Source organism: Priestia sp. D51 (genome assembly GCF_053345675.1).
In genome coordinates this window covers 169491-190119 of sequence record NZ_JBLTIR010000003.1, presented here as the reverse complement: position 1 = coordinate 190119, position 20629 = coordinate 169491, and the positions used below count along the sequence as shown (strand labels likewise).

Genomic DNA, 20629 nt, shown 5'->3' with positions numbered 1-20629 from the left:
AAATTAATGCGCTTACATTTTTTCTTTCTCCATTAAAATTAACACAGATTTCATAGTAGATTCGGCTGCAGAAATAGCCCTTGCTTCCGGAAAGCTCTTAGCAGTCAAATCTGTTAGTACTCTTCCTGGAGCCATTTCAATATATAATCTTGTACCCATTTCATACATAACTTCCGTCATATCATGCCAACGGACGGGCAGGGCAACACTCGCTGCCAGATCTTCCTTAATATCAGCAGCTTTCCATAATTTCCGAGCTTTACAATTACCTATAAAAGGAACGATCGGGTCTTTTCCTTTCACTTCCGTTATTATTTTTCGTAATTCGCTCGAAACTCCTTCCATAAGAGGACAGTGAGAAGGCACCGTTACGTGAAGCATTTTGGTTTTCCTAGCCCCTTTTTTAGATGCTTTTTCAAGAACTTTCTCAATTGCTTTTAAGGTGCCAGAAAGCGTTATTTGATCAGGAGTATTTAGATTCGCTACGTAAACAGGAGCTGCATCGGTGGATATTTCATGTACAATAGAGAGAAGCTGATGTTCGCGCAGTCCCATTACAACCCCCATACCATAACCATCAGGATAGGCATTTTCCATCAGTTCCCCTCTTTTTTCCACAAGAAAAAGAGCTTCTTTAAAAGATAACACTTCAGATATAACTGCTGCTCCAAACGCCCCTATTGAATGCCCTCCTACCACGTCTGGGGAGTAACCTTTGTTTTTAAACGACCTAGCCGTAGCCACTCCTGCAATAAAAAGACATATCTGAACATTTTTATTATATTTTAATTTTTCTGACGAATCTAACGATAATACGTCTTGATTTAAAGCCTCACTTGCTTCTTCAAACGTAGTCGTTAATCCCCATTTATTTTTTATATCATGAAGCATACCAGCATATTGTGCACCTTGTCCTGGAAATAGAAATGCAACACTCATCGTGTTTCCCCTTTCGACTTTATATCACCCAAGGAGATAATGGATACTTTTATTATAAAGAACATAGAATCAATAACTCTAATACATATTTCTTATATATCCTATAACTTGAAATCTATATAAAAAGAGCGTTAGACATAACGAAATCAATGGAATCTGGAATCTAAAGATGAGCGAATTGGATAAATGAAAAAATCCGAACGATTCATCGTTCGGATTTTCCTTTAAGTAAACCGCTTTTGTCTCAGCCTCTTTTTGTTTGCTACATATGAGACGGGAAATGCGGAAGCACTTCTTCACCAAGCTCATTTATGACTTCTTCAGCCGGACGCTTACTATCAAAAAGAGCAAAAAAGAGATGGTTAACTCCTATTTCTTTATAAATAGAAAGAAGCTCAATTAATGTATTACGCCCTGCTCGAAATCCTAAACGAATTGGCGTTGGCATTTCATTTGGATCTTCTGCCAAATCTAGATGCATAGGTTGTGTAAAAGGTTTAAAAACGCCTGGATGATAGATATCAACCAGTTCTCTCCACTGTTTAATGGCTTCTGCTTGAAAATGCGGATGACGAGGATAATACATCCAGCCGTCTCCATGCTGTGCAAACCACTCCATATTTTGCTGGCTGTATCCCGTGATCATCGTTGGAATACGTTTCGTTGGCTTAGGAACAACATTTGCTCCTTGAATGGACCCCAAAGCAGACTGGATAGATGGAAATTCTTTATTTAACGCTTCTTCTAAATAATGAAAAGCCTCTGCAAATCGCTTTCCTCTTTCTTCATGAGGAATACCTAACCCTCGAAAATCTGCTTGACGGTCTCCAGAGGATACGCCCATAATCAAACGCTCAGGAAAAAGCTGATCAATGGTTGCCATTTCTTTAGCTACACGAAGCGGATGACGTAAAGGCAGCACAATAGCAGATGTACTGAGAGCAATTTCTTTTGTTTGACTGGCAAGGTAAGTCAAATAAATAAGCATATCATAAATTTGACCCGTGGCTGGATCGCCAAATGATGGATCTTGAAGAAGGACATCACGGAACCATAAGCTTGTAAATCCATATTGTTCTGCAAGCTGCGTGAGCTCTACTTGTTTCTCCATCGTAGGCGTGGCATACTGATAATTTTCAGGCGGCATATGCAAACCTAACGTTAACTCATTCTCCTTGTACATACGACGATACGCCTTATGATGTTGAAATGCAGTCATTTGCTTCCTCTCCTTTTATAGCTAAGAGATCATCGCAAAAGGCGATGATCTCTGTTTTATTTTACTTTTGCTTCTATTGAGCGGCTCCATGCGGTTAATAAGACCGCTCCTAAAACCATCACTCCTCCAATCCAAGGAGTATGAACAAGACCAATGGAATCAACAATCAGGCCGCCTACAAAAGAACCAATAGCAATTCCAACGTTAAATGCAGCAATATTCAGCGCAGAGGCTACGTTTACTGCTGAAGGAACATACTTTTCAGCTAAGTTCACGACCAGCACTTGCAGTCCAGGTACGTTCATAAATGCCAATAAGCCCATGGCAAAAATCGTAATTGTTCCCGCTACTTTAAACGATGCAGTAAACGATAAAATAACTAAGATAACGGCTTGAATTAAAAACATCCAAAATAATGCTTTTAACGGATTTTTATTCGCAGCTTTTCCTCCAATCGTATTTCCGATGGCTACTGCTACGCCGTATACTAATAGCAAGATACTAACTGCGCTTGGTGCGTATCCTGTTAATTTTTCAAGAATAGGTGCTAAATACGTATAAGCTACAAACGTTCCGCCATAACCTAAAGCAGTAATAGCAAACGATAGTAAAAGCGGCCCGTTTTTCAAAATTTTTAATTGATCACTAAACTTTGCCGGCGGCGCTTCTTTTAAGTTTTTAGGCACTAAAAGAGCACTGGCAATAATGGCAATAACGCCAAGTAACGCTACTCCCCAAAATGTTGCTCTCCAGCCGAAAGCTTGTCCGATAAATGTACCAAGTGGAACACCTGTAACAGTTGCAACTGTCAAACCTGTAAACATTAAAGCAATGGCACTTGCCCGCTTATCTTCCGGCACCAAATCAGCAGCGATAGTCGCACCGATAGAAAAGAAAATCCCGTGTGAAAATGCAGTAATAATTCGTGCTATAAGCAGCAGCCCAAAGCTTGTTGATAAAGCTGCTACTGAGTTTCCTACGATAAAAATAACCATTAATAGCATCAGCAATGATTTTCTGCTCATTTTACTTGTTAATGCTGTTAATACGGGCGCTCCAAATGCAACTCCCATTGCGTACCCTGAAATTAATAACCCTGCTAGTGTAATGGAAATATTTAAATCATCTGCAAGCGATGATAATAAACCTACTGGAACAAACTCTGTTGTCCCGATTCCAAAGGCGCTAATAGCTAGCGCTAATAGCGGCAAAGCACCGCTTTTTTTACTTTGTTGTGTTTGTGAAAGTGTATTCACTTCTTAACGCCTCCTGTTCGTTATAATAACTTTTTATAATAGCTTCTCTTACAGCTGATTAGCTTAGGTACCCTTCATATATTCGCTAACCGGCCATCAACAATTGTTATTATGAGCGATGTAAAACCAAAGAAAAAGTACGCACTTTCAAGTGATATAGGTACCTGGAGGTTACAATAAGCGTAAATACTAAAGTCACGAACTATTGGGTATTCTAAAAAAATGCTTACACCTAGAAAATTCTGCGCTATAGTGGTATGATAAACATCAGAAAAAATGCGAAACCATGCATTTAACCGTTATCTCTAGAACAAGGAGAGTTGTTAACGTGAAAAAATATAATATTCCAGTGGAAGCGGCATTAGAAGTCATTGGAGGCAAGTGGAAAGTCGTTATTCTTTGCCACTTAATTAAAGGGACAAAACGCCCTGGAGAATTAAAAAGAATTATGCCGCGCGTTACACAAAAAGTATTAACGCAGCAGCTTCGTGAGCTTGAAGCAGACGGCATCATTGTTAGAAAAATGTACAATGAAATGCCGCCTCGAGTAGAATATTCTTTAACAGATTACGGATGGTCTTTAAAAAGCATTCTTGATTCACTATGCTCTTGGGGAGAACATCATATTGAAAAAACGTACCCTGATAAAGAAGCTGTACTTATGCAGCCTGTAGAAGAAGTCACTGTTTCTAATTAAAAAAAGCTGACTAGATAGTCAGCTTTTTCATTCCCTTACTTTCTTTGTTTTTTCAGACGATGTACGTATTCAGGAGGAACCTTTATGACAGAACAACTTAAAAAGAAAATTAGCCTTCAAGATGCTATCAAACAGCAGCTTGCTAATAAGAAAAATCAATCTTCAAGTAAAGCTAAGAACGGCAGTACCAATCAAGCAACCAAAAAGCTGACGAGTCAACAAACCAAAAAAACGAATAATCAGCGAAAGAGAACAGGTGTATAATGAACGGACAAAATAGAAAAGACGTAGCCCCTGGAATTGAAGTCGACATTGTTTTAAAAGCAGATCAGCGTTCTGGAAAACTTACACACGGAACGGTCAAAGACATTCTGACCAATTCAAGCTTTCACCCGCACGGTATCAAAGTTCGTTTAACAGATGGACAAGTCGGACGCATAAAAGAAATTTACCCAAATTAAAAAAGCATGTATTTTACATGCTTTTTTAATTTACACTTCAAATAAATCTACTTATCATTTCCTACTTTTGTTAAAATAAAGAAGCACTGTCGTCCCCTTTCTTTCCCTTGGGAACTCACGCAAGGAAAAAAAAGGTGGTGGATAGTCTGAGACGAATCCTCAAGTCATTTTTCCTAGATGCTGAGAATGTTCAGCTCCTAACGGCTTACGTGGAGCTTTTAGGAGCCATAGTCGCTCTTATTTTGCTATTTTTCCAGTAGTAAAATAAGTAATCACCGATAAGTATCGTCTAAAGGGTTCTTCATCCATAAGGCTCGTGTGCTGATTGTCTTTAGGGAATGGTGTTTGGCGGCACTTCCCTATAGTAAAAAGACAGCTTCCTTGCAGAAATGGACAAGGTGTAATCAACTACGGCCGATTATGGGTGCAGGACCTTTTTCTTTATTAGTCTATGTCTTTTTTTTACTTCCCATACACAAAAATAAAAAAACCTCCGAGTTGGCGGTCTCGAAGGTTTTTTCTAGTGAATCGTTTTCGACAAATCTTCATCCGGGCTAACAAGGTTCAGATCTAATAAGATTATGTGATGAATTTCTTCACCTTACAAGTTAAACTTGTCAAAGCTAAGAATTCATTCGCTTGTTAAGAATAACTGAACGTGCGCTCCGGATTGTCATTTTTCCTAGCCTTAGTATATCATATATGTTGAAAATAGGTAAAAAAAGTGTTCGACAAAGCTTGTCAGCAGCTCTTTACCTATTTCATATTTTTCAAAACAAAAAACATTTTACAAATATGAAGGAATTTCATACTATTAGATAAAAGATAGAAGATAGAAGTATTCTGACTTGGAGAGGATTTCAATGAAGCAACCACAGTTAGAAAAAGAAATTCGAGCCTTACAATCAGATATTTACCAATTAGCTAAGAAAACAAGCAGCTATTCTCACGGTGAGATCTTAAAATTAAGTCAAAAGCTAGATCAAAAAATTGTTCGTTACCAAAAGCTTTTTAACCATACCAAATAAGAGCCGCGTAGGACTTTCACTTGCTATCCCCCAAGTACCATAAACCTACAGATAAAACAGATGTGTTTTATTCGCAATAGGTACATCTCTGCTTCCCTAATTAATTAGGGAAGTTTTTTATTTAGAAAATAAAAACCTTCTCCTTTCCTTTGGTTAGTTGTCATACAAATTGGGTATTCAATCAGTAGGCCTTAAAACTTATTTAAGAAACTTAAAGGAGAGAATGCATGATGAGTAATGCTGATACTACCGAAACAAAAAAAGGCGCCGATTTACTAGTAGAAAGTTTAGCAAGTCAGAATGTGCCTTATATTTTTGGCATTCCAGGAGCCAAAATTGATGGCGTATTTGATGTTTTGAAAGAAAAAGGACCGGAAGTAATTGTTTGCCGCCACGAACAAAATGCTGCGTTTATGGCAGCTGCTATGGGAAGATTGACAGGTACGCCGGGCGTTTGCCTTGTCACATCAGGTCCAGGTGCCGCTAATTTAGCCACTGGCCTTGTCACTGCTACTTCTGAAGGTGATCCAGTGGTAGCCCTAGCAGGAGCCGTTCCAAGAGCAGATCGATTAAAAAAGACGCATCAATCAATGGACAATGAAGGACTATTTAAATCTATCGCCAAATTCAGCGTTGAGGTAGAAGATGCTGCAAACGTTCCAGAAGTGATAACAGACGCCTTTCGTGAAGCTGTTTCTTCTCCTTCAGGAGCATCTTTTGTCAGCTTGCCGCAGGATGTAATGGATGGCGAAACATCAGCTTCCACTCTATCCTTTCTAAAAACTCCTACGATTGGCGCTGCTAATTTAGACGCTGTTGCCCAAGCTATACACACTATTCGCACAGCAAAACTACCTGTTTTACTTTTAGGTATGAGAGCAAGTGAATCTAAAGCAGTGGAATCAATCCGTCAACTCGTAGCAGAACATGACCTTCCTGTCGTAGAAACGTTCCAAGGTGCGGGAGCTGTTTCACGAGAGCTTGAAACTCACTTTTTTGGACGAGTAGGTCTTTTTCGCAATCAGCCTGGAGACGTCTTATTGAAGCATGCTGACGTCGTCTTAACAATCGGATATGACCCAATTGAATACCCTCCTTCTCTTTGGAACTCAGAAAGTCAAAGAAGCATTATTCATTTAGATGATGTACAAGCACAAGCTGACCACCATTATCAGCCGGAAATTGAGTTAGTAGGGGATATCCCAAGCACCATCGACATATTAGCGGATAAACTCCCACATTTAATACGTTCAAAAGAAAGTGCTTCTTTTTTAAAAACGCTAAAAAGCAAACTTGAACAACCTGACGATCAGTACGAGTTTTCTAATGACACTCACCTTCATCCCCTACAGTTAATTGAAGCTCTGCAGGACTTTGTTGAAGATGATACTACCATCACATGTGACGTTGGTTCGCATTACATATGGATGGCTCGTTATTTTCGTTCCTATGAACCTCAGCATTTACTATTCAGCAACGGCATGCAAACGTTAGGTGTTGCTTTGCCTTGGGCTATTTCAGCTGCACTCGTTCGCCCCCATAAAAAAGTTCTGTCCATGTCTGGAGACGGCGGGTTTTTATTTTCAGCTATGGAGCTCGAGACAGCCGTTCGGTTAAACTTACCAATTGTTCACATTATCTGGAACGATCAAACCTACGATATGGTTGGCTTTCAACAGCAGATTAAATATGGCCGAAAATCTGCGGTAGAGTTCGGAAGTGTAGACTTTGTTACGCTTGCTGAAAGTTTTGGTGCCAAAGGATTTAGAGTGAACTCACCAGAAGAATTTTCGGACACTCTAGCAAGCGCTTTTCGTGAACAAGGCCCCGTTATCATCGATGTGCCTGTGGATTATAAAGATAATGAAAAATTAAATACACAGCTACTGCCAGATCAAATTAACTGAAAGGACTGAGTAAAGAATGAGCAATAAAGAAAAATTAACGATTCACCAAACTTCCACTATGATTGCTTTATTGGACGGAGTATTTGACGGTGTTGTCACATACAGGGATTTAGCTAAGAAAGGTGATTTCGGCATCGGCACGTTTAATCAGCTGGATGGTGAAATGATTGCCTTTGACGGAGAATTTTATCACATTGCTGATGGGAAAGCCGCACCTATTAGTGAAGATGCAAAAACACCTTTTGCCATTATGACAACCTTTTATGAAGATATCTCTTATCGTGTAGAAGAGGAAATGAACCGTGAACAACTAGAAACCTTAATGAACGAGCTTATTCCCAGTCCGAATTTATTCTATGCAGTTCGCATTGACGGGAAGTTTAAAGAAGTAAAAACTCGCACTGTTGCAAAGCAAGAGAAACCCTATCCTTCCATGGTAGATGCAGCTGCTGATCAGCCTACATTTACATCTTCAGATGTAAATGGAACACTAGCAGGTTTTTACACGCCAGAATATTCTTCAGGCATCGGTGTTCCCGGGTATCACCTGCACTTTATTGATGAATATAAAAAAGAAGGTGGACATGTTTTAGACGTCTCCGTTCAGGATGTTACCATTCAAATTTGCAAAAAAACGAAATTAAATCTCAATTTATCGGAAACAAGTGAATTTCTAAATGCTAATTTAGAAGACCATGATGTAGAAGAAGAAATTGCGACGGCTGAATAAGAAACGATACTTTTACTGATAAAAAAACTCTCATCGCTGCGCATGACGATGAGAGTTTTTTTATGAACACTTCGTGTATCTTTAAGTTTCCTCCCATTTCTATTAGTAATATAGGTCTCCCATAAAACCACGGAAGAAAGCCTAACACAGAATGATACATAAGAAAGAAAGCGTAGTATCATAATTACCATATTGCAACAGCTTTACGCTGTATATAAAAAAGGAGGTTTTTAAGCAATGTTTTCTAAACGGCCCTTATCTGTACTTCTTATCTCGACTTTATCTATGATTATTGCTTTTTCAGTATGGTCTGTCTTCGCGCCTATCGCCGCAGATATTCAAGTGATGTATTCATTAACCAATGCTGAAAAAAGTATCTTAATTGCCACTCCCGTCTTATTAGGTTCACTCATGCGGATTCCGATGGGAATTTTAACAGATCGCTTCGGCGGAAGAAAAGTGTATTCGTTAACAATGCTTGCTCTTTTACTCCCTACCATTTGTGCAGGCTTTACTCATTCTTACTCCATGCTGCTCTTTTGGGCATTTTTTATCGGCATGGCTGGAACAACATTTGCTATTTCCATTACATATGTCTCTAAATGGTATTCACCTCAAAAGCAAGGTTTTATTTTAGGAATTGCCGGGATGGGCAACTTAGGATCAGCGGTAGCAAGCTTTAGTATTCCACTTATCTTTTCTTCTTTTGGCTTGCCTTGGGTATTTTGGAGTTTAGCAATTGCGGTAGCTTTAATGGCTCTTTTATTATGGTTAGGAACTTCAGACCACCCTTCTGCTGCTTCCCCCAAAACGCTGCAGGAATCTCTATCGGTATTAAAATTTAAAGAAACGTGGTTTTTATCTGTTTTCTATTTTTTAACATTTGGTGGATTTGTCACGTTCAGTATCTATCTCCCTACCATTTTGCATGATCAATTTAATGCTTCAACTGTAGACAGCGGGCTGAAAACAGCTATTTTTGTTGTATTAGCAACGTTTGTACGGCCTCTTGGAGGATATTTATCGGATGTATTCGGAGCAAAAAAAGTACTCACCTTTGTCTTTACCGGAATGCTGCTAATAGGATTATTTATCGCCTTTACCATCAGCTCCTTCGCGCTATTCAGCGCAGGTTGCTTACTTGCAGCCATTACCCTTGGTATCGGAAATGGAGCTGTTTTTAAAATGGTTCCATCTGTTTCAACAGGAAATATTGGAGCTGTTACGGGGATCGTAGGAGCATTCGGAGGAGTAGGCGGCTTTTTCCCTCCTATTGTGCTAGGCTTTATAAAAGATACAAGCGGAGATTACGTTGTCGGTTTTTCCTTACTAGCGCTTTTTGCTCTATTCTGTCTCTTACTGAATTATTCTGGATTCAAAAAACAAGATGTACGTATTAAACAAAAGCACCTTGCCTGATTCCACGTAAAAAGCCTCTTTTTGCAAGAGGCTTTTTGCATCAGCATTTTTAATAACTGCTTCTTTTTACAGAAGGGCTAATATTCACGGCACTTACTTTAAAGCCAGGCATCTTACAGGCGGGATCTAATTTCTCAGAAACAAGGTTATTAACATTTTGAGAATCCGCCCAGTGAAAAGGAACAAATACGGTATCTGGCCGAATGCCCTCTGAAAATTTGCTTCTTACCACAATCTTTCCATATGAAGATTCAATTTGTACTAATTCTTGATTCGATATTTCATATTTTTTCGCTGTTGAAGGGTGGATTTCCATAAAAGATTCGAAATTTCTAGCAGATAAAGATGCACTTTTTCGCGTTTGTACACCCGTTAAATAGTGTGACACCACTCTCCCTGTTGTTAAATAGAGAGGATATTTTTTCGTTATTTTTGCTTTAGGAACAATAGCTTGATTCGAGACAGGGACCATCATCGCCTTTCCATCACTATGAGCAAAACGTGTTTCAAACAGGCGCTCGGTTCCTTTATCTGTTAAGCTTCTGCATGGCCATAAAATTCCTTTTTCCGCTCGTAATCGTTCGTACGTAATACCGGAGTAATCCGCGATTCCTCCTTTACTTGCTATTCGCAGTTCATTAAATATTTCTTCAGCTGATGAAAACGAAAAATATTCCTCTTTCCCTAAAACTTTAGCAATTTCACATAGTATTTCCCAGTCGTGTTTGATTTCGCCACGGCGCGGAAAGCTAGCTTCGCGCAATGTAACTCTTCCCTCTACATTTGTCATCGTTCCTTCATCTTCCAAATAAGAGGATGCTGGTAAAATTAAGTTTGCTAATTTTGCCGTTTCTGATTCAAACATATCTGCTACCACTAGAAATTCAAGCTTTTCAAAAGCCTTCTTAACAAAATTAGCGTTTGGATTTGAAACGGTTGGATTTGAACATACCAGAAACAGCCCTTTAATTTCACCGTCATGAATTTTTTCAATCATTTCATATGCAGAAACACCTTTTCTAGGAAGATCTTTCTCCTCTATGTTCCAAACATCTGCTATATACATCCGATGCTCGTGATTTTCGATTGAACGGTAGCCTGGAAGCTGATCTGCTTTTTGACCGTGTTCTCGGGCTCCTTGCCCATTTCCTTGACCAGTAATGGCTCCATATCCGCAGCGGGGTTTACCGATTTTCCCGACAGAAAGTAGAATATTCAAAAAGTTCTGCACAGCAGCACTCCCGTCTGTTTGCTGCTCTACCCCTCTAGCAGTAAAAATCATTCCTGTTTCTCTTTGACCAAACATACGGGCAGCTTGATACATTTTCTCAAGCGGCACTCCCGTTATTTCTTCAATGACACTAAATTCTAGAGACACCACATATTGCATTACCTCTTCAAATCCATTAACACGTTCTTGTAGAAATCGTTCATCTAGATAATTTTCTTCGATAATGACCTTCAAGATTCCATTGGCTAATGCCGCGTCGCTCCCCGGTTTAAGCTTCAGGTGTAAATCAGCTATTTTAGTTGTACCTGTCTCTCTTGGATCAATAGCAATAATAAAAGCTCCGTTTTCTTTTGCTTTTTCAAAATAAGGCATAATCGTTGGCTGGCATTCCGCAATATTTGTTCCAGCTAACATAATACATTCAGTAAACGGAATCTCTTGTAAGCTATTCGTAAATCCTCGGTCCATGCCAAATGTTTTACTAGCAGCAGAAGCAGCAGCTGACATACATAAGCGTCCATTGTAATCAATATACTTTGTTTTTAACGCAACTCGAGCAAATTTCCCTAATAAATAAGCTTCTTCATTTGTAATAGAGGCACTTCCATAAACACCTAGCGCATCTGCTCCATTCTTCTCTTGAATCTCTGTAACGTGCTCTTTAATATAGTCAAGAGCTTCCCTCCAAGAAATCTTTACAAACTCTCCGTTTACTTTTAACAAAGGATATTGAATCCGATCTTTATGCAAAGGATGCTGGTGCGCATTCATTCCTTTAATACATAATCTTCCTTGAGAAGTAGGGTTGTCTCTTCCAATTGTTTTATACGTTTTTCTTTTTACATGTGTTTGTTCAACTAACTGCATTTTGCACTGCATGCTGCAGTAAGGACACTGTGTATTATAGATACGCTCGGTTTCAACTTGCTTTTGCTGCTCACGAAAATATTTCAACAGCATCTCAGTCATCGTAGGTCAACCTTCTTTCCTATAATAAATATGTGATTGCACGAGAGCGTTCTGAGCTGAGCTGCTTCATTAAATACTCTCGATTGTCTGCCTCAAACAAAACTTCTCTGACATGAACAATTCCTACTCGCTCGATCCAGCTGCCGACAGCTTCTAAATAGTTCCCCGTTTCACGGTAATATTGAATCAAAGAACAGCTGATTTCTATCGCTTCTTCGTTCGTTTCGGCCACATAAAACAGCTCCCCGCTTCTGGCTTCTGTGCTGCTTCCGCCAGCATATATTTCCCAACCTCTGTCTATTCTTCTTAATCCTATATCACTTGTTGTGACATCCTCTGTAATGTGAAAACAAGAAGCAATACTGATTTTGATATCGCATGGGGTCTTTACGTATTCAAGCTGTTTGTCTAATTCATTTGATAAAGCAAGAGCAGGTTCATACTGACAAATACACGTTCCTTTTCCTATATAAACAGATACATTTTTAACTGTACGTTCATATAGCTGCTGAAGTCCTCTATCTATTTCCTCACTTATCAACGAAAGATATTCTTTTTTCACTCCAATAAGTTGAATGCGCTGATCACTTGTTAAACGAATATTCGAGATGTTGTACCTTTCAGCTACATTTGCTATGTTCCTTAATTCCTGTACATTTGTCAGACCACCGTGAATTTGCGGTACCACTGCATAAGTACCGTCATGAAGCAAAACGGCCTGTTCATTCTCCGTAGTAAATAAAGAATGTCGGTTATTTTCATAATGAGGATTCATCATATTTAAATAGTAATGAAGACCGCCTTCACATAACGAGCAGCCTTTCATGTCTTTAAACTTTAACATTTCTCTTACTTGCTGAACCGTTTCAAATTGATATTGCTGCATTTCTCTTACCAGCTCATCTTCTGATAGATGTGTACAAGCACAAAAGGTTTTTTGTTCAATGTTTTCATCAAATTCATTGCTTTGAATATACGTTAAAAGATCTGTTACAAGGGGCTTGCATCCTCCGCATGAATCAGAAGCTTTCGTGCAATTTTTTATTTCATCTACTGTCGTTAAATCATTTTTCTGTACTGCTTCAATAATAGCTCCCTTGGTTACACCGTTACAGTTACATACGATACCTGTAAGTGGCATAGAAGCTGCTGCATTTTCCTTTTCATATTGAGAAGGAAATAATTGTACTTTTTCCGCTTGCGACAAATCCTTTTTTTCACTAATCATTTGTGATAGCTTTATAGCCTCACTGGTATCCCCAAAAAGAACGGCTCCCACTATTCTCCCTTCGCGAAAAACTACTTTTTTGTATATACCATCTAACATATTCGAAATCGTAATAGCTTTTGCACCTTGATTTTCCTTAAACTCTCCGACCGAGTAAACGTCTATTCCTGATATTTTTAACTGAGTGGAAAGAACGGACCCGCCATAACCCTCGTTTTTTATTTGGCAAAGGTGTCGCGCTAAGACTTTTCCTTGTTCGTAAAGAGGAGCAACGAGGCCGTATGTCATCCCCCGATGTTCAGCGCATTCACCTACTGCATAGATATCCGGAATGCTCGTTTCTAAATAATCATTTACGATAATTGCTCTATTTGTTGCTATTCCGCTTTTTTTAGCGAGATTCACATTTGGCCTCACTCCTGTAGCCATTACAACTAAATCAGCTGCAACTTTGCTGTTATCGTTAAATCGGACGCCTTCTGCTCGGTTTTCCCCTATAATCTCATCCGTATGTTTGTTTAATAGAAAACTCATGCCTTGCTTTTCCAATTCTTCTCTTAACATAGCAGATGCTGCTCTGTCTAGCTGTCGCTCCATTAAAAAACCCGAATGATGAATAACTTGAACATCCATCCCTAAATTTAATAGTCCTCTAGCAGCTTCCAGCCCTAACAGACCTCCTCCAATAACCGCTGCTTTTTTATACCGTTTAGAAATTCCAATCATTTTTTGACAGTCTTCAATGGTACGAAAACCGAGGACACCTTCTTTTTCAGCACCTTTAACGGGGAGCATATACGGGCTCGAACCAGTAGCAATAATAAGCTTGTCGTACATCGTCTCTCTGTTTTTATCTGTTTTTATTATTTTTCTCTTGGTGTCTATGTGCGTAACACTTTCTCCTTTAAATAAAGTGATATTATTTTCGTTATACCATGCAAACGAATGAATGTTAATATCTTCAAGCTTTGTACTGCCTTGTAAAACGGTTGATAATAAAATTCGATTATAGTTAACGTGAGGCTCACTTCCAAAAACAGTAATATCAAAACAATCTGGAGAATGAATAAGAATTTCTTCAATACAGCGCATTCCGGCCATTCCGTTTCCGATTACTATCAGCTTTTGTTTCGTCATATAAAAACCTCCAACACATAGATTCAGACCGTAAAATATACATTTTTTATTATTTCATAAACTTCTCTAAAAGAAATGAACCTTGTTATAACTTCTAACATTAAAATCTGTTTAAAGCGTATGAATACGCCGATACCTTTCGCTGAAAGCAGGCTTTTATATAGAAGATTAATCTGCTTTAAAAAGGGGTAGAAAAAAGGATGTTGTGCTTGCATTACCTTTCTCTACGCTTTATAAGTACTCTATATAAAATTTTGTTATCTTCTTTTTGCCTACTATTTATTTATTTTGAAATCAATTATGATAAAAGAAAGAGTCTGAATTGGAGGTTTAAAACATGTCAATAACCGTTCACGCCACTCAGTGGATTCATTTTCAAATTAAATTGTATAACCTTCATTCCAAAACGAGATCGCTTAAAGATCAAAAACTAGAATTACCTCTACCAGAATTCCATCAAAACCTGATCATATTTACATCAGCAGCACGTCATGGCCTTACGTTTGGATATCAAGCCATTCAATGGGATACACCCTATACTTCTTCTCCGATTTACATAGAGCATCAGTCTATTCCGTGGTCCACTTTAGAACAACGTTCCCATAAGCGTATAACCGAACATATTACAGCTATTTTCTTAGAGACAATGTTTTATAGACAAAGTCAATTCAAACAATGTCAATTTTGTTTTGAATTTATCATTCCTGAGAGTCTTTTTGACCATACAACCTGCCAAAACTGCGCATCACGACATTTTGGAGTGGTGTATTAATTAACAAACAAAAGCCTGAAGAAGTCAGAGGTTCTCTGACTTCTTCAGGCTTTTGTTACATAACTAGATGAACAAAAAGTGGAATAACGGCAACTGTAACGACGCCTACAATAACAACGGCAATACTTGCCATGGCTGCCTCTACTTCTCCCATTTCAATCCCTATGGCTACCCCTAATGCATGTCCAGAAGTTCCAAGAGCTAACCCTTTCGAAATTGGATTTTTCACCTTGAATACTTTTAAAAATAAAGCGCCAAGCGCATATACGATGACTGCATTAAAAATAACAGCAAAGGATGTAATAGCAGGAATCCCTCCAATATCTTGAGACAACGGAAGCGCAATCGCTGTTGTAGCTGCTTGTGGAAGCATTGATTTCATCACGACTTCGTCCATATGAATACCTTTAGCAATAGCAAAAATAATGGCTACCGAACAAACTGATCCTACTGCAATAGAAGAAAGAATTTGCCACCAGTACTTTTTTAATTTATCGGCTTGCTTATATAAAGGGATGGCAAAAGCAATTGTTGCCGGTTCTAAAAAGAAGCTGATAATTTTTCCGCCGCTACTGTACTCCTCATAAGAAAAGTGACCAAGTTTCAAAAAAGCAATCCCGAGCACCATTGCCACAAATAAAGGAGTAAATAAGAAAAACCCTTTTGACTTTTTAAACAAATACGTTCCAATACCGTACGCAGCTAAAGAAACCACGATTCCAAAATACGGATTCATCTTTCCAACCACCTTGTCTCTTTATAATTGATATTACGCAATGCCCTGTTTTTTTGTTTTTTCACTCATATCTACATCTTTTATTTCTTCTTTTGCTTTATTATCTTTTGTCATGCCAAGTATAAGCTGTGAAAATAAGCCTGTAACGCCTAACAAAATAATCGTTGCCACGATGATAACTAAACAAATTTGAATGCCGTACTGCTGCATAACACCTAATGAATTCATAACAGAAATACCTGCTGGTACAAATAAAAATCCGATCAAAGAAGTTAAAGCCGTTCCCAGTGATTCAACTTGCTCTAGTTTAATAATCTTCAAGCAGAGTGCAAGAAATAACAGCACAAGTCCAATAACTGAAGCTGGCATCGGAAAAGGCAAATGCTCTGCAATAAAATCTGAAATCAACATAATTACGGAAAAAATAAATGCTTGTGTTAAAAAGCCATACACTTTTTTAGCACTCATTTCTTTCACCTCTCTCTGTTTGTTGACTTCATTATATAAAATGAAAACAAGTTAGAAAGCGTTTTCAAATCAAAGAGTCGAATATTTGTGCTCACTTACAAAAATCGAGCCTTGAAATGCAAAAAACAGCCTGCTAAAATGCATACGCAAGCTGTTTCTTACTTAAATTCCTAAACGCTTCTTCAATTCTTTAGCATATGTACGGCTGACAGGAACTCGCTTATCGTTTTTCATCACTAAATTATACGTGGAATTAAACCATGGCTGTACTTCGGAAATATGATGTACGTTGACGATATAACCCCGGTGCACACGAATAAACGACTGAGAAGGGAGCTTTTTTTCTAGCATAGCCAGCGTATCAGCAGTATGATAGGATTCTGTTATGGTCTGAACCGTGACTTCTCCTTCTATCAATCCTGCAAATAAAATATCCTCTATATTCACTAACACAATCGAATCATCTACAGAAATCGCTAACTTTCCAGTTTGTGAAGAAGAATCTCCTATCGATTCTTCTTCTTTGACAGGGTGATGAGGAATACGCATTTTTTTATATTTATGAATGGCCTGCACAACTCTTTCTTCATCGAAAGGCTTCAAAATGTAATCAATTGCATCTACTTCAAAGGCTTGTAAAGCGTACTGATCGTACGCAGTTGCAAATATAATAGCAGGCGGGTTTTTCATTTTTTTAAGCCTTTTAGCAATATCAAAACCGCTGTCATCTGACAATTGTATATCTAAGAATAATAAATCCGGTTTTTCATCCATCATTTTATCCAACGCCTCTTCGATACTTTCAGCTTCTTCAATGAAGTCTACTTCTTTCGTTCGGTGCAATAAGTATTTTAATTCATCTCGCGCTAACATTTCATCGTCTACTATTAGTACTCGCAGCATATTACATACCCTCGCTTTTTAATTCAATTGGTATAACAAACGAAACCGCTGTTCCTTCTGTTACGTCAAACTCCAGCGCTGTTTCTTTTCCAAACAATCCATGTAAACGTTGTTTAATATTGTAAAGAGCCGTCCCCGTTCCTTTTTCTGAAAAAACGGGCTGATTGCCAAGCAGTTCCAATCGTTTTGTGTCTATACCTTGTCCATTGTCTTTTACCTTTACGTATACATATTTATCTTTTGTCTCAATATAAACTTCTACGCGACAGTGCTTTTGTTTGCGCGGAAATGCGTGCCGAATGGCATTTTCCACAAGTACTTGAAGAATAAACGGCGGAAGCAAGACAACATCTAGCCCTTCTTCAATATACATGTCAATTTCGTATTTATTAGGGAACCTGGCTTGTTCAAGCGATAAGTACGCGTGAACATGATCAAGCTCTTTTGATAACGGAATCAGCAGCTGCCTTGCACCTTGCAAATTGGAACGAAAATAAATGCTTAGCTGCAGTAGCAGCTTTCTGGCTTTTTCTACGTCCTGTCTGCACAGCGCCGATATCGTATTAATGGCATTAAATAAAAAGTGAGGATTCACCTGTGCCTGTAAAGCTTTAATCTCCGCATCTTTTAGCAATTTACTTCGAAGCTCTGCTTCGCCGAGCTCTAGCTGAGTTGAAAAAAGTTTAGCTAATCCTTCTGCCAGCTCTTCCTCCACCCGGCTTAACCCGCTCGCATCTTTAAAGTACATTTTTAGTGTTCCAATGGTAGTACCGTGAGAAGTAAGCGGCATCACAATAGCGGCATGAAGCGGGCAGTCTTTATGCTGACAATCAATTTGTTCTCTCGATTTTGCTTTCATAATTTTCCCCGTCTTCAGCACTTCATGAGACAGCCCGGTAATTAAACTATGGGAAGGAACGTGGTGATCAATTCCTTCTCCCACATGAGCTAAAATTTTGTGCGTATCAGTTAACGAAACAGCATCCGTACCTGTGAAGCGATGAATAATATTTGCAACATTTTCACATGATTCACTAGTGAGGCCCTGACGAAAATGTGGAAGCGTTTGATCCGCGATTAATAATACTTTGTGTGTCTGAAGCGCTCTCATTTGTTCCTCTTGCCGTAAAATGGACTGAATAATTGATAAGAAAATATAGCTTCCCGTACCATTTACAATAATCATTGGAATAGCAATGATACTCACTAGCGTCCATGCCGCATCAAACGGTTTAGCAAATAATAAAATAATCAGCATCTGAAGCGTTTCCATCGCTATGCCTACAAGTGCAGCAAAGCGCGGTGTAATCGTTCGACGTTTTTTCCGGTAGGCATAGCCGATATACCCAGTTAACACCCCTGCTAAAACGGACGAAACTGCACAGCTAAACGCCGTACTCCCTCCTAACATAAAGCGATGAACACCAGCAAGCAGTCCGACTCCTAAACCAACAAAAGGACCGCCAAGCAGACCACCCATTTCCACACCCATAATTCGCGTATTTGCAATCGAGCTTGATGGATCTACTTTTAATAATAAATCTTCACTTCGAATAATGGTTCCTTGAATTTCAATTCCCGTGTAGTTACTAATAATGCTAAAAAGAGAAAAAATAAAAATAAGTACAGCCTTTCCTTTATACCCTTGCTGTTTGCGGAGAAATTGCCGAAAAACTTTTGTATGTGCCAGCAAAAAACCTAAAATGACAATAACTCCGACTCGTTCTACCATCATAATTAATAAGTGAATCATTTTTAGCCACCCTTTGCTGTCTGTTTCTATTTTATATTGTTACATTGATGGTGTCAGAAATCTAGCCGTATACACAGAAAAAAGCTGTTCGAATACGTACTGTATTCGAACAGCTTGACTTTAAGCTTGAACCGTTTTAAAAAATTGAGGCAAGTAATCTTTATGAGCTTCTAGCATCTCATCGACAATTTGTTTAGCTAGTTTATCAGAAGCAACAAGAGGATTAATAGTTAATGCTAAAATAGCTTTGTCATAATCTCCTGTCACTGCTGCTTCAGCTGCAATCCGCTCAAATGACTTAATGGTTTGAACAAGACCGCGGACAGGTACGGGAAGATCGCCTACTGAAATTGGCTTTGGACCATCTTTTGTAATGATACAGCTTACTTCTACAGCAGAATCAGCTGGAATGCTTGCAATAGCGCCATTATTCACTGTGTTTACAGGTTGAATATCGCCTTTATCCGTATAAATGGATGTAATCAATCGAACCGCTGCATCACTATAATAAGCACCTCCGCGCTGTTCTAATTGAGGCGGTTTAATGTCTAGGTTAGGATCTTTGTACAGTTCAAACAGCTCTTTTTCCAACTGTTTCACGACTTCTGCTCTGGTTTCACCTTTTTCATAATTAACAAGCTCTTTTTCTACCATTTCACGCGTTTTGTAATAGTACATGTGATATGGACACGTTAACGCATTTAGCGCTTTTGTGAATTCTGGCTCCCATCCAAGTCCTGCTACATTTTTCACAAAGCTGCTGTTAGTTGGATCACTCAATAAATCAATAACTTGATCTTTGACACTTACCCCATCTACATATACATCTAATCCGTAGACCATGTGATTTAAACCAGCAAAATCAATTCGAATGCGAGAGTGGTCTACATCAAGCAGCTTAGCAATCCCCATTTCCATTCCGATTGGCACATTACAAAGTCCTACAATCTTTTTAATGTTACTATAGCGAAGCACAGCTTCTGTTACCATGCCCGCAGGATTTGTGAAGTTAATCAGCCAAGCTTCTGGACATAACTCTTCAATGTCACGGCAGATATCTAAAATAACGGGAATGGTGCGAAGTCCTTTAAATAATCCTCCCGGTCCGTTTGTTTCTTGACCGAGCACCCCGTATTTAAGCGGGATTCTTTCATCTTTCGCTCGTGCATCTAACAAGCCAACGCGAAATTGAGTTGTTACGAAATCCGCATCTTTTAGTGCTTCTCTTCGATTTAGCGTTAAATGAACCTCGATTGGCAAACCTGATTTTTTCACCATTCTCTTCGCTAAATTTCCAACAATCTCTAATTTTTCTTTTCCTTCTTCCACGTCTACTAGCCACAGTTCTCGAACTGGAAGTTCATCATACCGTTTAATAAACCCTTCTATTAGTTCAGGCGTATAACTTGAACCTCCGCCAATCGTTACAATTTTAATACCTTTTGTCATAATGTAATCCCCCCAGAAATTTTGATTGCTTCATATAAATCTACAAATTCAGTAGCCATTTCTTTTACCGTCATCGCATTCATTAAATGATCTTGAGCATGAATCATGAGCAGAGAAATTTCTGTGCTATCCCCTCTAATTTCTCCTTGAATTAACGACGTTTGGATATGATGAGCAGCATTTAATTCTTCAGAAGCTTGTGTAAGCTTTTCACGCGCTTCTGAAAAATCTCCCTTTTTGGCAGCCGCTATCGCTTCCATTGCTGAACTTCTGCCGTTTCCACCGTGTAAGATTAATTTAAAAATATATTCTTGAACGCTTTCCATT

At 38.7% G+C, this 20629-nt stretch carries 19 protein-coding genes; 8 read left to right on the top strand and 11 right to left on the bottom strand.

All coding sequences use genetic code 11. The annotated features are described in order from the left end of the window. Positions 1-12: 12 nt before the first annotated feature. The 3 genes from ACNHOZ_RS12925 to ACNHOZ_RS12915 form a co-directional block, all read right to left on the bottom strand. Positions 13-939: an ACP S-malonyltransferase gene (locus ACNHOZ_RS12925; RefSeq protein WP_221833199.1), complete on the bottom strand. Its 927-nt coding sequence runs from the start codon at positions 937-939 to the stop codon at positions 13-15. Between the two features lie 262 nt (positions 940-1201). Further along, a complete protein-coding gene (locus tag ACNHOZ_RS12920) occupies positions 1202-2158 on the bottom strand; it encodes an LLM class oxidoreductase (RefSeq protein ID WP_221833201.1) in 957 nt (318 codons plus the stop codon). Positions 2159-2214: 56 nt separating this feature from the next. Next, positions 2215-3414, bottom strand: a complete 1200-nt coding sequence (locus tag ACNHOZ_RS12915; protein WP_063248126.1) for an MFS transporter — start codon at positions 3412-3414, stop codon at positions 2215-2217. Between the two features lie 328 nt (positions 3415-3742). Here ACNHOZ_RS12915 and ACNHOZ_RS12910 point away from each other — a divergent pair, with 328 nt between their 5' ends. The 7 genes from ACNHOZ_RS12910 (at position 3743) to ACNHOZ_RS12880 (ending at position 9656) form a co-directional block, all read left to right on the top strand. Continuing rightward, a complete protein-coding gene (locus ACNHOZ_RS12910; RefSeq protein WP_013055500.1) occupies positions 3743-4111 on the top strand; it encodes a winged helix-turn-helix transcriptional regulator in 369 nt (122 codons plus the stop codon). A gap of 84 nt (positions 4112-4195) precedes the next feature. Continuing rightward, on the top strand, positions 4196-4375 hold the full coding sequence (locus tag ACNHOZ_RS12905) for a hypothetical protein (protein WP_028412301.1): 180 nt from the start codon (positions 4196-4198) through the stop codon (positions 4373-4375). Beyond that, the gene (locus tag ACNHOZ_RS12900) at positions 4375-4572 is read left to right on the top strand and encodes a YwbE family protein (protein WP_013055498.1); all 198 of its coding nucleotides are present in this window, start codon (positions 4375-4377) and stop codon (positions 4570-4572) included. Before ACNHOZ_RS12905 ends, ACNHOZ_RS12900 begins: the two co-directional genes overlap by 1 nt. Before the next feature lie 863 nt (positions 4573-5435). Next, positions 5436-5600: an aspartyl-phosphate phosphatase Spo0E family protein gene (locus ACNHOZ_RS12895; RefSeq protein ID WP_080754377.1), complete on the top strand. Its 165-nt coding sequence runs from the start codon at positions 5436-5438 to the stop codon at positions 5598-5600. A 227-nt stretch (positions 5601-5827) separates the two neighbouring features. Beyond that, entirely contained in the window at positions 5828-7507 is a 1680-nt protein-coding gene (alsS, locus tag ACNHOZ_RS12890) for an acetolactate synthase AlsS (RefSeq protein WP_080968628.1), read from the top strand. Positions 7508-7523: 16 nt separating this feature from the next. Continuing rightward, on the top strand, positions 7524-8237 hold the full coding sequence (budA, locus tag ACNHOZ_RS12885) for an acetolactate decarboxylase (RefSeq protein WP_028412303.1): 714 nt from the start codon (positions 7524-7526) through the stop codon (positions 8235-8237). 237 nt (positions 8238-8474) lie between these two features. Beyond that, positions 8475-9656 (top strand): MFS transporter, encoded by a 1182-nt coding sequence (locus tag ACNHOZ_RS12880; RefSeq protein WP_048020054.1) that lies wholly within the window; start codon positions 8475-8477, stop codon positions 9654-9656. Positions 9657-9705: 49 nt separating this feature from the next. Here the strand turns inward: ACNHOZ_RS12880 and nasC are convergent, their stop codons facing one another. Beyond that, on the bottom strand, positions 9706-11856 hold the full coding sequence (gene nasC, locus ACNHOZ_RS12875) for an assimilatory nitrate reductase catalytic subunit NasC (RefSeq protein WP_048020053.1): 2151 nt from the start codon (positions 11854-11856) through the stop codon (positions 9706-9708). Between the two features lie 19 nt (positions 11857-11875). Then, a complete protein-coding gene (gene nirB / locus ACNHOZ_RS12870; RefSeq protein ID WP_255899272.1) occupies positions 11876-14221 on the bottom strand; it encodes a nitrite reductase large subunit NirB in 2346 nt (781 codons plus the stop codon). A gap of 337 nt (positions 14222-14558) precedes the next feature. Here nirB and ACNHOZ_RS12865 point away from each other — a divergent pair, with 337 nt between their 5' ends. After that, positions 14559-14993 (top strand): hypothetical protein, encoded by a 435-nt coding sequence (locus ACNHOZ_RS12865; RefSeq protein ID WP_033578088.1) that lies wholly within the window; start codon positions 14559-14561, stop codon positions 14991-14993. 55 nt (positions 14994-15048) lie between these two features. On the opposite strand, the gene lrgB is transcribed toward ACNHOZ_RS12865, so the two are convergent. The 6 genes from lrgB to ACNHOZ_RS12835 form a co-directional block, all read right to left on the bottom strand. Next, a complete protein-coding gene (gene lrgB / locus ACNHOZ_RS12860; RefSeq protein ID WP_305120023.1) occupies positions 15049-15729 on the bottom strand; it encodes an antiholin-like protein LrgB in 681 nt (226 codons plus the stop codon). A 33-nt stretch (positions 15730-15762) separates the two neighbouring features. Next, complete coding sequence (lrgA, locus tag ACNHOZ_RS12855; protein WP_028412310.1) at positions 15763-16197, bottom strand: antiholin-like murein hydrolase modulator LrgA; 435 nt, start codon at positions 16195-16197, stop codon at positions 15763-15765. Positions 16198-16359: 162 nt separating this feature from the next. Then, positions 16360-17100: a LytR/AlgR family response regulator transcription factor gene (locus tag ACNHOZ_RS12850; protein ID WP_310884204.1), complete on the bottom strand. Its 741-nt coding sequence runs from the start codon at positions 17098-17100 to the stop codon at positions 16360-16362. Position 17101: 1 nt separating this feature from the next. Continuing rightward, a complete protein-coding gene (locus tag ACNHOZ_RS12845) occupies positions 17102-18853 on the bottom strand; it encodes a LytS/YhcK type 5TM receptor domain-containing protein (RefSeq protein ID WP_447697162.1) in 1752 nt (583 codons plus the stop codon). 120 nt (positions 18854-18973) lie between these two features. Further along, positions 18974-20302 (bottom strand): 6-phospho-beta-glucosidase, encoded by a 1329-nt coding sequence (locus ACNHOZ_RS12840; RefSeq protein WP_034269418.1) that lies wholly within the window; start codon positions 20300-20302, stop codon positions 18974-18976. After that, complete coding sequence (locus ACNHOZ_RS12835; RefSeq protein WP_034269415.1) at positions 20299-20628, bottom strand: PTS lactose/cellobiose transporter subunit IIA; 330 nt, start codon at positions 20626-20628, stop codon at positions 20299-20301. Before ACNHOZ_RS12835 ends, ACNHOZ_RS12840 begins: the two co-directional genes overlap by 4 nt. Position 20629: the final 1 nt, after the last annotated feature.